We start from the raw sequence: 12629 nt of genomic DNA on the forward strand, positions 1-12629 counted from the left end.
GATATCAAGCGGTTATCTCATAAGGGCTTGATATATAGCGATTAAATCTATATAATTATCGATTTCTTGCTCGATCTTTTAGTGAAGTGGTCACTAAGTTTTAAGATTAAAACCACCTCATCAGAGACGGGCTTTTTATGTAAAGCTTTTTGCATATAGGGGCTTTACTAAATATCCATAGGAGTTAATATGCGTCACTATGAAGTAGTGTTTATCGTGCACCCTGATCAGAGCGAGCAGGTGCCGGCCATGGTTGAGCGTTATCAAGCCATGATTACTGAAAAGGGTGGTAAAATCCACCGTCTAGAGGACTGGGGTCGTCGTCAATTAGCTTACCCTATTCAGAAGTTAGTTAAAGCACACTATATTTGCATGAATATTGAGTGCGGTTTAGACGTGTTAGATGAGTTAGAGCATTCTTTCCGCTATAACGATGCGATTCTACGTAACCTCATCATCAAAACTGACAAGGCCATTACTGAGCCATCGATCATGATGAAGTCAGTTGAGCGTGATGAAGCTCGCAAATCCGCTGCTGCAGACGACAGCGCTGCTGCAGATGATGATGTTGAGCTCGAAGAAGTCGACGAAGACGAAGAGGAAGAAGCAGAGGAGTAAGCTCCTTTGTTTGTCGGTTTGCTATTAGCTACAAGCCGCTAGCATGAATAGGGTTCAATTACGGCTTCTCCTGAGCGAGGTTCAACCATTGCGCTATACGCCAGCCGGTCTCAGTGTGTTAGATTTAGTATTGAGACACCAATCCGAAGTGATAGAGGCAGCGCATCCAAGGCAGTTAGACTTTGAATTGGAAGCCAGAGCAATTGGCGAAGTCGCCGAGGCTTTAAGTAGACTTGAATTGGGTAGTTTTATAGAAGTTGAGGGCTTTTTAAATAGTACTCGCAAAGACTCCCGCAGATTAATACTGCATATTCAACGCTTTACAGTCGTAGCAAGCAATTCGATTATCGTATAGTTTTAAAGAATATCGGGATTAGTATCCCAACCATATTTATAGGTAATTAGCATGGCACAAGCAAGAAGAGGAAGAGACAGAAAAAGTCGTTTTCCACAGCAAAATCCATTATTTAAACGTCGTAGATTCTGCCGCTTTACAGCAGCAGGTGTAGAACAAATCGATTACAAAGATATCGATACCTTACGCGATTTCATTACTGAAACTGGCAAGGTGATTCCAGCACGTTTAACCGGTACGAAGGCACACTACCAGCGTCAGTTAGATACAGCGATCAAGCGTGCGCGCTTCTTAGCGTTGTTACCATTTACTGACAGTCATAAATAATCAGGGGTGGCAAGATGCAAGTTATTTTATTAGAAACCATCGGTAAGGTTGGTCAATTAGGTGATGTGGTTCGCGTGCGCAATGGTTATGCGCGTAACTACTTAATCCCTCAGGGTAAAGCGCAGCGTGCTACTGATGCTGCTATCAAGGAGTTCGAAGCACGTCGTGCCGAACTTGAAAAGGCTCAGGCCGATCGCGTGGCGGCTGCTGAAGCATTGGCTAATAAACTAGCTGATTATAAATTAGACGTTACTCAAAAAGCGGGTGTTGACGGTCGTTTATTCGGTTCTGTGACCAATATCGATATCGCTCGTTTACTTGAACAAGCTGGTTTTGAGGTGGAAAGAAGTCAAGTACGTATGCCGGACGGTGCTTTAAAAGCAGTAGGTGAGTACCCTGTGACTATCCATTTATATGCAGACATCGCTGCTAACATCACAGTTAACGTGATTGGTGAGATGGCCTAGTTACAATCTCAGTTGAGATTACACTAATCTGTATAAAAATAGCAGTAGCGATATAATCGTTACTGCTATTTTGGTTTTTAATCATCGAGTTTTTTAACGCCCATGTCCAAGCATATTGAGCATCCCTTTATAGACGATTCCGAGCACCCTGTTGAAGCGCAGGGAGTTGATTTGCCTGAGGATATTTTTGCCGAACCCTTTTATGAGGATGCAACGGCAATGTCCATGGTTGAGGTGCAGCACGATGTGATGCCGGCAACGGAGCCGATTGATAGTGCGATGATGAGTATGCCGAGCCAGCCTGATCATGAATTGGATAATTTGCGTTTACCACCGCATTCGATTGAAGCAGAGCAATCGGTTTTAGGTGGTTTATTACTAAATAACTTGGCTAATGAGCAGGTTGGTGATGTGCTGGGTGAGGATGATTTTTATCGACACCATCACCGCATTATTTGGCGTCATATTCAAAACCTAATCAGTATGGATCGGCCGGCCGATGTCTTGACCGTTTACGATGCCTTAAAGCTCGAAGGTACGGATAAGGAAGTCGGTGGTTTAGTGTATTTAAATGCCTTAGCGCAAAATACCCCATCGGTTTCGAATATTCGCACCTATGCAGAAATTGTTCGTGAGCGTTCGATTCTGCGGCGTTTATTAAGTGCCTCGGATGAGATTGGGACCGCCGCCTTAAATCCTCAGGGTCGCTCAGCGCGTGAGATTCTCGATGAGTCTGAGGCCAAAATCTACCGTATTTCCGAGGATAGCAATAAAAAGAGCGCTGAGTTCGTGGCCATCAGCGATGCAATGCTGGAGGTGATTAATAATTTGACCGAGTTGTCGCAGCGCGGTAGTGACTCGGAGGTGACTGGTACACCTACCGGTTTTATTGATTTAGACGCTAAAACAGCCGGTCTGCATGGTGGCGACTTAACCATTGTGGCGGGTCGTCCTGCCATGGGTAAGACCTCTTTTTCTATGAATATTGTGGAGCATGTGGCCTTGGTTGAAAAAAAACCGGTGCTGGTCTTTTCCATGGAGATGGGGGCGGCTCAGTTAGCGCATCGGATGCTGGGTTCGGTAGGCAAAATTGACCAACAACGAATGCGTAAGGGGACCTTGAATAATGAGGATTGGGTCAAGGTAACCCGTGCCGTGGATCGTTTGCAGCATGCGCAAATCTTTATTGATGAAACGCCTGGTCTGAATCCTATCGATTTACGTGCCCGTGCGCGTCGCCTTAGTCGTAAGCATGGTGGTCTAGGCTTAATCGTTGTCGACTATTTGCAATTAATGTCGGGCAGTGGCTTTAGTCGCAATGAGAACCGTGCTAATGAGATTTCAGAGATTAGCCGTTCCTTAAAAAGCCTCGCACGCGAGCTGGATTGTCCGGTGATTGCCTTGTCACAGCTTAACCGTAGTTTGGAAAGTCGCCCCAATAAGCGTCCTATTATGTCTGATCTCCGTGAGTCCGGGGCAATTGAGCAGGATGCGGATGTGATCATCTTTATTTATCGGGATGAGGTTTATAACGAAAACTCACCTGATAAGGGGGTTGCTGAAATTATTATCGGTAAGCAGCGTAACGGTCCTATCGGCACGGTGCGTTTAACCTTTGTGGGTGAACATACTAAGTTCATGAACTACAGCGGTGCTAGCCCAGCCTTTATCGGTGAATAATGTTTCGCCTGCTATTGCTATATTGACAGGGTGCATGCATAGAGTGCACTTTCAGTGCCTGGGATCCAAGACCCTAGGCACTTAACTAACGCACCCGTGGGATGTCTTGCCATCGTGTGGTGTAAGCAGGGGAGAGGTAGCGACGTTGCATCGACCAAGTGCGGTTGTCTTGGCTAAGACCTTGACTGCCAAAGCGAATGCTTCCCGGTAGCTGATGATTTAGGCGGTCAATGGTTTGCATCAAATAGCGTCCGCGTATATTTTGCACCTCATCATCGAACAACTGTGTTTGATAGTATTGTGCTGTATAAAAATCACTGAGCATCACACCGGCTTTATAATAGTGATAGCCATCACGCCAAATCCGTTGTAGTAGGCGCAAGGCCAAGGTGATAAATTCTCTACTGTCATCACTGGCTAAAAGCAAATCACCAACGGCACTATTGTAATAATAACGTGTTTCTTGCTTATAGCGGTTGGTTTGAATAAATACACTCAGCTGTTTGGCTTGTTGCTTTTCTTGGCGTAGCTTAGCGACAGCCCGTGCTGTATACTCGCTAACCGCCTGTTGCATTTCCGCTTGCTGAGTGATGCTGCGACCGAAGCTGCGACTACTGATAATCTGCTTTTTCGCTTGCATGTCCTCTAGGTGGAGGCAAGACTCGCCATTAAGCTCACGCACTGTACGTTCTAATACCACGGAAAACTGTTGCCGCACCCAGTCTGGATGTAAACAGGCTAAATCCCATGCCGTTTTAATACCGAGTTGATATAACTGCTGTGAGAGGCGTCTGCCAATGCCCCAAACATCCTCCACCGGCGTGAGCTTTAACAGCTTGTCACGGCGTTCTGGTGCCAATAAGGTCACGACACCGCGGCTTGCAGGATACTTTTTGGCTGCGTGATTTGCTAACTTTGCTAGGGTCTTAGTGGGCGCAATGCCTATCCCGATCTGTATCCCCACCCACTGATCAATGCGCTCACGAATGCGCTGTCCGTAGTGATTAAAATCCGCAATCGACTGGAGCTCAGCCACAGAGGATAGGTCTAAAAAAGCTTCATCAATCGAATACACCTCAATGGCTGGTGCCATTTCGCTCAGTAAGGACATCACCCGCCGGCTGATATCGGCATAAAAGGCGTAGTTCGATGAAAAAAAACTAACGCGGTGTTGCTTAATAAAGTCTTTTACTTTAAAAAATGGTGCTCCCATGGGGATACCTAGTTCCTTGGCCTCCGGAGAGCGAGCCACCACACAACCGTCGTTATTCGACAGGACCACCACAGGACGATGGCGTAAATCCGGTCTGAATAGCTTTTCGCAGCTGGCGTAGAAACTATTGCAGTCAACCAAAGCAAACACTTGCTCAGCGTGCAATAGCGGGCACTGGGTAGTATCTGTAGGACTAGGCATGAGCAGGGCGCAAAGCATGTAAAACGTAGGTTACTACCCCGAATAACTCCAAGGCTTCAGGCTCCTTGAGCAAGATCGGTTGATACTGACGATTACGTGGAAATAACCCGGCTTGTGGACGTAAACGTAGCTCCTTGACAGTGAGCTCACCATAGACCGAGGCAATGACAATATCACCGTGTACTGCATTAAGCGCACGGTCGACCACTAGAATATCACCGCTATGAATCCCCGCCTCAATCATAGAATCACCCTCGCAGCGTACAAAATAGGTCGCCTCAGGATGGCTGATGCAAAGCTCATTAAGATCCAGATGTTGTTCCAGATAGTCTTGGGCGGGCGAGGGGAAACCCGCCGGTATGCGCTCTAAAAATAGTGGTATGGGTTGATGGACGGTCTTAAGCAACTCTGGCGTCAGACTCTCTCCCAAGAAACTCAGCTTCATAGCGATCACTTTTTAAAGATTATACGATATATTAAAATACTGTATAAATATACAGTATATTCAGGCAGGATAGCAATCCTTTCGTCATCGGATTGACATATTAGTAAATTAGAATTAATTGATGCTTGACTGAGTTGGTGTTTTTCAGTTAGCATGATTTTGCAGCTTAAAGACTTCCTAAGTTATTGATATATTATAACTTTTATCTCGATTTTGATACTTTATATCTAAAGTATTTTGCTACATCTACGATTAAGGAGTAGACTTTATGGCTATGATGAAAGCAGCAGCATTAATTGCCCCCGGACGTATCGAGCTAGTGGATAAGCCTATCCCCGATGTTGGACCTAATGACGCCTTACTTCGCATTACTACCACCACGATTTGCGGTACCGATATTCATATTTTTAAGGGTGAGTATCCGGTCAAATCGGGCTTAACGATTGGTCACGAACCGGTGGGTATTATTGAAAAGCTCGGTAGTAATGTGCAGGGTTACGAAGAGGGGCAGCGTGTGATCGCTGGCGCTATTTGCCCGACCTTTACCTCTTATCCTTCACAAGACGGCTTCCCTTCGCAGGATGGTTCCTGGATTAAAGAAGACGGTACTTGCTCTTGCCATGGCTATAAGGCCACTGCCGGTTGGCGTTTCGGTAACTGGATTGATGGCACGCAGGCGGAGTATGTATTAGTGCCTGACGCGCAGGCTAATCTTGCCCCCGTGCCAGATAGTTTGGCTGATGAGCAGGTATTAATGTGTCCCGATATTATGTCGACCGGTTTTGTCGGTGCGGAAAATGCCAATATTAAAATCGGTGATTTTGTGGCTATTTTTGCCCAAGGTCCTATTGGTTTATGTGCAACTGCGGGTGCGCGTTTACGCGGTGCTAGCTTAATTATCGCCATTGACGGTAATAACGATCGTTTGGAAGTTGCTAAAAAAATGGGTGCTCACGTGACGCTTAACTTTAAAGAGGTGGACGTGGTTGATGAGATCATGAAATTGACTAAGGGGCGCGGCGTAGATTCTAGTATCGAATGTCTAGGTTTGCAGTCTACTTGGGAGCAGGCGCTACGTGTACTCAAGCCGGGTGGCACCTTATCTAGTTTAGGCGTTTACTCTGAAGACGTGGTGATCCCGATTAATGCCTTTGCCGCTGGTTTGGGAGATCATACGATTAAAACAGCGTTATGCCCAGGTGGCAAGGAGCGTATGCGTCGTCTACTGAACGTGATTGAGTCCGGTGCGGTCGATTTAGAGCCTTTAGTTACCCATACGCGACCATTGGACGATATTGTTGCGGCTTATGATATGTTCATGAATCAGGAAGATGGTGTTTTGAAAATCGCTATCAAGCCTTAATTAATTGATTTTTATCTGCTTATAGTAAGAAGGCCTGCACAGATAGTGCAGGCCTTCTTACTGTCTTTGCGACTTAAGCGCTAGGCTAAAATAAACTCGGGTAGTCATTTTGTACGACATGACGCACGCGTACGGCATCGGCAAAGCGGGTTAATGTCCCTTCGGCATTAAGTAATACGACGGCTACCGGACGTTTTTCAAACTCGGTGATCATCACTAAGCTCTGACCAGACTCGCGGATATAACCGGTTTTGGAAATATGAATAGACCAGTCATTATTGCGAACTAAGCGATTGGTGTTGCGATACTTTTCCGTGCGACCGTTACTGGTAATCACACTATAGTCATCGCTGGTTGAAAAGCGTTTAATCAAGCTGTCCTTGCCAACTGCACGTAACAAACGGACTAAGTCATTGGGCGTGGAAACATTCATTGGTGATAAGCCGGTTGGTTCCACAAAGCGACTACGAGTCATACCGAGCTGACGAGCGACGGAGTTCATCTCATTCACAAAAGCCGTCATACCGCCGGGGTAGGTGCGACCTAAGGCATGTGCGGCGCGGTTCTCGGAGGACATTAAAGATAATAACAGCATCTCGCGACGACTTAGGGTGGTGCCGACACTTAAGCGAGAGCTGGATTTCTTAACACGGTCAATATCATCTGCGGTGATAGTGATTTTTTCATCTAGTGGTAGACCTGAGCGCGTGATGACTAATGCCGTCAGTAGCTTACTGATTGAGGCAATCGGGCGAATCACATCTGCATTTTTTGAATACAGTACCTGATTGTCATTGAGACCGACCACCAAGGCGATTTCTGAGTTGATAATACCGCCGCCATTGTCCACGGGGCCGATAACCGGTGCATTGCTAAGGCCGTTTAGATTTTGGGCTAATGCATTGCTGGCGCCGAAGCCGCAGCAAAGCGCCAAGAGGGCTGCGCCTGCTCGCTTAGCTAAGAAGGTTTTGTGCAAAGTCAACATAACTATATTTATTAAGGTGTGTTGTTGAGGGGTAAGAGCTTCCTATTATACATAGACACTTATCAAATGTCTTTATTTATTAATAACTTAGCGACTCTTCTTAAGCTCATTTATAGATGTTAATAAATCAGCTTAAGTGATTGAATTTTAAGATGAAATGGTAGTCTGGTGTTTTTTAAATGTTAAAACAAAGACCGCTCTCCGCCTAGATTAACAAAATTTTACAATTTTTTTTGTAAAAAGAGAAACCTACAGTAAACACTCAAAAAAGGCTAAAATACAGCTAATTGTTTTTACCAAGCTTCTGCCGCTCTGTTATGACCATTTTATGTGAGCCAGGAGCTTTTACTCCTTTTTCTTTGATTAGGTAAATCACGTGTCATCTTATTTGATTGTCCCAGGTGCAGTTGCACTACCAGAATCGACTAAAGCTCGTCTTAAGGAGCAGGTTAAAGCCTTAGGTTTAGCGGTTGATAAAATTTTTACGCGTTTTGAACATTATGTGTATAGCGAGGAGCCATTATCTGCAGAGCAACAAGCTGCCGTTATAGAGCTATTAACTCGTGATGCGAAGGTGTTGGAGCCACAAATTGCCAAGCATGATGTGGAATTACGCATTATCCCGCGTTTGGGTACCATCTCTCCTTGGGCTTCTAAGGCCACTGATATCGCCCATAATTGCGGTCTTGACAGCATTATACGCATTGAGCGTGGCATTCATATGGTGGTGACGCCAGAAAAGAGTTTTTGGACTGGCAATGGTTTAACACCTGAGAAATTGCAGCAATTTATTAAGCTGATCCATGATCGCATGACGGAAACGGTGGTAATTGGTGATGATTTTGATGCCAAGACCTTGTTTCAAGATCTAGAACCTAAGCCTTTGCGCACTGTGCCTATCTTAGAAGAGGGGGCAGCGGCATTGGAAAAAGTCAATGTCGAATGGGGTTTAGCTTTATCTGAGGATGAGGTGGAGTATTTGCTTAATGCCTTTGTTGGCTTAAATCGCAATCCTACCGACGTGGAATTGATGATGTTTGCCCAGGCCAATAGTGAGCATTGTCGTCATAAGATTTTTAACGCCTCTTGGACGATTGATGGTGAGGCTAAAGAAAAGACGTTATTCGGCATGATTCGTGATACGCATAAGCATAACCCCCGTGGTACGGTGGTGGCTTATGCGGATAATGCCGCCATTATGGAAGGTGCTGAAGCAACCCGTTTTTTTGCGACAAAATGTGCTGATGGCGGTTTTTGTTATCAGCCTAAAAAGCGTCTTACGCATACTTTGATGAAGGTGGAGACGCATAATCACCCGACGGCTATTTCTCCTTTTCCGGGAGCGGCAACCGGCGCCGGTGGTGAAATTCGTGACGAGGGCGCAACCGGTCGTGGGGCTAAACCTAAAGCCGGCTTAACCGGTTATACCGTGGCTAATTTACAGCTGAAAAATTTAGCGGAATCGTGGGAAAAGGATTCTCACGGTAAGCCGAGTCGTATTGCTTCTGCCTTAGATATTATGATTGAAGGCCCTTTAGGCGGCGCTGCCTTTAATAACGAATTCGGTCGCCCTAATATCCTCGGTTATTTCCGTACTTTTGAGCAAACCGTCGGCGGTCGTCGTTGGGGTTATCAAAAGCCGATCATGATTGCCGGTGGCTTGGGTAGTATTGACGCAGAGCTTTGCTTTAAAGATCCGATCCCTGACGGTGCTTTGTTGATTCAGTTGGGTGGTCCTGGCATGCGCATCGGTATGGGTGGTGGCGCCGCCTCCAGTATGGCTGCTGGAACTAATACTGAGTCTTTAGATTTTGATTCAGTGCAGCGTGGTAACCCTGAGATTGAACGTCGTGCTCAAGAGGTGATTAATGCGTGTTGGCAATTACTTGAAAATAACCCGATTATTGCTATACACGACGTGGGCGCAGGTGGTTTATCCAATGCCTTTCCAGAGTTGGTAAATGACGCTGGTCGTGGCGCTATCTTTGATCTAGCGCGGGTGCAGCTTGAAGAAAGTGGGATGTCTGCTGCCGAGATATGGAGTAATGAGTCACAAGAGCGCTATGTGATGGCGATTGCACCTGAAAATTTAGCGCTCTTTGATGAAATTGCTCGACGTGAGCGTTGCCCTTATGCGGTGATTGGTATTGCTACAGAGGAGCGTATTTTGCGTGTGGTTGAGGGCGAGGGTCTGCCAGGTGAAGAGGGCAGCACCAGTTCAGCGCCCGCAACCAAGTTGCGCCCAGTGGATGTGCCGGTTGATGTGATTTTAGGCAAGCCGCCTAAAATGCAGCGTGATGTTAAGAGTGAGCCTTTGGTGCTCGAGCCAATTGATGTCGTTGATTTGGACTTGCGCGAAGTCGCTTTGGCGGTTATGCGTCATCCAACGGTAGCCAGTAAGTCTTTTATCATCACCATTGGTGACCGTAATGTCGGTGGTTTAACCGCACGCGACCAGTTAGTTGGTCCGTGGCAAATTCCGGTGGCGGATTGTGCTGTGACCTTGGCTGATTTTGAACATTTCCATGGTGAAGCCATGTCCATGGGTGAGCGTACACCGCTAGCGATAGTGGACAGTGCGGCTGCTAGCCGTATGGCTATTGCCGAGTCCATTACCAATATTGCGGCAGCCGATATTAAGCATTTGGACGGCCTGAAGCTATCAGCTAACTGGATGGCAGCATGCGGTACCCCTGGTCAGGATGCAGCCCTTTACACTGCGGTAGAGGCTGCGAGTGAGTTTTGTCAGGCCTTGGATATTTCGATTCCAGTGGGCAAGGATTCGATGTCAATGCGCACGGCTTGGAGCGAGCAAGCGGCTGAGGATTCAACTGAACTGCTAGAAAAGGATGTGATCGCACCGGTGTCATTGATTGTGACCGCCTTTGCTCAGGTAGAGGATGTGCGCAAAACATTGACTCCGCAATTAGTTAGCGATGAGGGGCCAACGTCTTTAATTCTGATTGATTTGGGCGAGGGTAAGCAGCGTTTAGGCGGCTCGGTTTTATCGCATAGTATCGGTCAATTCGGTAATGAAGTACCTGATATTGAGGATGCAGACAAACTGCGTACCTTCTTTGCCTTGATTCGTAGTCTGGCAGACGAAGGGGCGATTTTGGCTTATCACGACCGTTCGGACGGTGGTTTATTTGCGACCATTGCTGAAATGGCTTTTGCTGGTCACACCGGTGTGTCAATTAATGTGGATATGTTGACTTTTGACGGTGCGGTGCAGGATTGGGGTGATTATAAAATACGCCCGGAGCAAGTCCGTGTACAGCGTGATGAGAGCACGGTTAAGGCCCTATTCAATGAGGAGCTAGGCGCGGTGATTCAGGTACGTGCCGAGGACCGCGATAAGGTGTTACAGGTATTGCGTGAGGCCGGCTTATCACTATGCAGCCATGCGATCGGTAGCTTAAATGATAAGGATACGATCGAGGTATTCCGTGATGGAGAGCTTATCTTGTCGTATCCACGTGTAGAATTAGGTACTGCGTGGAGTGAAGTGGGTTATGAAATCGCTAAGCTACGCGAAAATCCACGCACGGCGCAGGCTGAATTCGATCGTTGGAAGGACACAAATGATGTCGGTCTACATGCCAAAGTAGATTTTGATCCACAAGAAAATATCTCCTCACCATACATCAATAAAGCGCGCCCTGCGGTAGCCATTGTGCGTGAGCAGGGTTCTAATAGCCAGATCGAAATGGCTTGGGCTTTCCATCAGGCAGGCTTTAGCGTTTACGATGTGCATATGACGGATATTTTAGAAGATCGTATCCATCTGTCCGAGCTGCAGGGTCTTGTTGCTGCTGGCGGTTTTAGCTATGGTGATGTGTTGGGAGCGGGTGAGGGTTGGTCTAAGACGATTCGTTACAATCCTAAGCTATTGGATCAGTTTACGGAGTTCTTTAATCGTCAGGATGTCTTTGCCCTTGGTGTGTGTAATGGCTGCCAGATGATGGCTAGCTTAAGCGATATCATTCCGGGTGCGGAGTATTGGCCGCGCTTTACCCGTAACCAATCCGCTCGTCATGAGGCTCGTTTGGTCATGGCTGAAGTGAGTGATTCCAATTCTATTTTCTTTAAGGATATGGCCGGTACACAAGCGCCAATAGTGATTTCACATGGTGAGGGTTACGCCAACTTTACCCAGCAGGGCGATTCGGATAATGTCATTTCCGCACTGCGCTACGTAAATAATAGTGGCGTGATTACTGAGGCTTATCCATTTAACCCAAATGGCAGTATCAATGGCATTGCGGCGGTGACAACCGAGGACGGTCGCTTTACCATTATGATGCCGCATCCAGAGCGAGTCGTTCGTAGCGCCATGATGTCGTGGGCACCTAAGTCGTGGGGGCCTAAGGATAGCGGTGGCGATCTGACGCCTTGGATGCGTATGTTTATGAATGCCAGAGTGTTTATTGATTAATACAGTGCTCCATTAAGGCATTAACTTAAACGCCGGTAGTCTTTAGTGATTTACCGGCGTTTATTTATTAAGCGAAGGGTAAAGGGCGATTGATTGGCAGATGCCGCTAATATGATTGATCGGCGCTCAATTAGCTGATGGTTATTTTTATTAATAAGGAATAATGCCGATGACAGTTAAGGCTACTCTGTGGATAATAATCAAATCACGGATAGCGTATCGATAAGTTTGCAAGCGCCTTGAGTCGCGATGCTATTTTATCATCAGACGCCGTAAAACCACCCACTTCCGAGGGTGGATATAAGGCGAAAAAGTTGCTAAAATCAATCAGCTATTAAATAAAACCATCTACAAAAAACCGCTAAGACAAGTATAAATTGCGAGTACGCAGTGTTTTGGCTAGTAGATGGTATTCCACACACACTCTCAAACTAGCTCGTGTCAACAGACAATCTTAACGGTAGGGTTAGTTTGAAATAAGAATCTTAGATGCAAGGTGTGAATTGCAAGGCGGTAGCCACCTCTAAGATTTGCGGT

At 46.5% G+C, this 12629-nt stretch carries 10 protein-coding genes; 7 read left to right on the forward strand and 3 right to left on the reverse strand.

What is annotated here, in order from left to right; all coding sequences use genetic code 11:
* The first annotated feature begins 189 nt into the window (after positions 1–189).
* The 5 genes from rpsF to dnaB all read left to right on the forward strand — a co-directional run bounded on the left by rpsF (position 190) and on the right by dnaB (position 3447).
* On the forward strand, positions 190–618 hold the full coding sequence (rpsF, locus tag A3GA_RS0109520) for a 30S ribosomal protein S6 (RefSeq protein WP_018027176.1): 429 nt from the start codon (positions 190–192) through the stop codon (positions 616–618).
* Positions 619–661: 43 nt separating this feature from the next.
* Positions 662–973 (forward strand): primosomal replication protein N, encoded by a 312-nt coding sequence (gene priB, locus A3GA_RS0109525; RefSeq protein WP_018027177.1) that lies wholly within the window; start codon positions 662–664, stop codon positions 971–973.
* 51 nt (positions 974–1024) lie between these two features.
* Positions 1025–1300, forward strand: coding sequence for a 30S ribosomal protein S18 (gene rpsR / locus A3GA_RS0109530; protein ID WP_018027178.1), 276 nt, complete (start codon positions 1025–1027; stop codon positions 1298–1300).
* Positions 1301–1314: 14 nt separating this feature from the next.
* Entirely contained in the window at positions 1315–1767 is a 453-nt protein-coding gene (gene rplI, locus A3GA_RS0109535) for a 50S ribosomal protein L9 (RefSeq protein WP_018027179.1), read from the forward strand.
* A 288-nt stretch (positions 1768–2055) separates the two neighbouring features.
* A complete protein-coding gene (dnaB, locus tag A3GA_RS0109540) occupies positions 2056–3447 on the forward strand; it encodes a replicative DNA helicase (RefSeq protein ID WP_371419257.1) in 1392 nt (463 codons plus the stop codon).
* Between the two features lie 85 nt (positions 3448–3532).
* On the opposite strand, the gene A3GA_RS0109545 is transcribed toward dnaB, so the two are convergent.
* Both A3GA_RS0109545 and umuD read right to left on the reverse strand, forming a co-directional pair.
* Positions 3533–4861 (reverse strand): Y-family DNA polymerase, encoded by a 1329-nt coding sequence (locus A3GA_RS0109545; protein ID WP_048767943.1) that lies wholly within the window; start codon positions 4859–4861, stop codon positions 3533–3535.
* A complete protein-coding gene (gene umuD / locus A3GA_RS0109550; RefSeq protein ID WP_018027182.1) occupies positions 4854–5306 on the reverse strand; it encodes a translesion error-prone DNA polymerase V autoproteolytic subunit in 453 nt (150 codons plus the stop codon). The genes A3GA_RS0109545 and umuD overlap by 8 nt, the downstream gene beginning before the upstream one ends.
* A gap of 268 nt (positions 5307–5574) precedes the next feature.
* On the opposite strand from umuD, the gene A3GA_RS0109555 reads away from it, so the two are divergent.
* The gene (locus A3GA_RS0109555; RefSeq protein ID WP_018027183.1) at positions 5575–6669 is read left to right on the forward strand and encodes an NAD(P)-dependent alcohol dehydrogenase; all 1095 of its coding nucleotides are present in this window, start codon (positions 5575–5577) and stop codon (positions 6667–6669) included.
* 85 nt (positions 6670–6754) lie between these two features.
* Here A3GA_RS0109555 and A3GA_RS0109560 read toward each other — a convergent pair whose 3' ends face one another.
* Complete coding sequence (locus A3GA_RS0109560; RefSeq protein ID WP_018027184.1) at positions 6755–7654, reverse strand: serine hydrolase; 900 nt, start codon at positions 7652–7654, stop codon at positions 6755–6757.
* 376 nt (positions 7655–8030) lie between these two features.
* On the opposite strand from A3GA_RS0109560, the gene purL reads away from it, so the two are divergent.
* Complete coding sequence (gene purL, locus A3GA_RS0109565; RefSeq protein WP_018027185.1) at positions 8031–12092, forward strand: phosphoribosylformylglycinamidine synthase; 4062 nt, start codon at positions 8031–8033, stop codon at positions 12090–12092.
* Positions 12093–12629: the final 537 nt, after the last annotated feature.

Source organism: Oligella urethralis DSM 7531 (assembly GCF_000372065.1).
In the GTDB taxonomy this organism is placed as follows: Bacteria; Pseudomonadota; Gammaproteobacteria; order Burkholderiales; family Burkholderiaceae_B; genus Oligella; species Oligella urethralis.

Coding starts and splice junctions, on each gene's coding strand:
- rpsF (WP_018027176.1), top strand. CDS start 190: ATGCGTCACTATGAAGTAGTGTTTATCGTGCACCCTGATCAGAGCGAG.
- A3GA_RS0109555 (WP_018027183.1), top strand. CDS start 5,575: ATGGCTATGATGAAAGCAGCAGCATTAATTGCCCCCGGACGTATCGAG.
- A3GA_RS0109560 (WP_018027184.1), bottom strand. CDS start 7,654: ATGTTGACTTTGCACAAAACCTTCTTAGCTAAGCGAGCAGGCGCAGCC.
- umuD (WP_018027182.1), bottom strand. CDS start 5,306: ATGAAGCTGAGTTTCTTGGGAGAGAGTCTGACGCCAGAGTTGCTTAAG.
- rplI (WP_018027179.1), top strand. CDS start 1,315: ATGCAAGTTATTTTATTAGAAACCATCGGTAAGGTTGGTCAATTAGGT.
- rpsR (WP_018027178.1), top strand. CDS start 1,025: ATGGCACAAGCAAGAAGAGGAAGAGACAGAAAAAGTCGTTTTCCACAG.
- dnaB (WP_371419257.1), top strand. CDS start 2,056: ATGCCGAGCCAGCCTGATCATGAATTGGATAATTTGCGTTTACCACCG.
- priB (WP_018027177.1), top strand. CDS start 662: ATGAATAGGGTTCAATTACGGCTTCTCCTGAGCGAGGTTCAACCATTG.
- A3GA_RS0109545 (WP_048767943.1), bottom strand. CDS start 4,861: ATGCCTAGTCCTACAGATACTACCCAGTGCCCGCTATTGCACGCTGAG.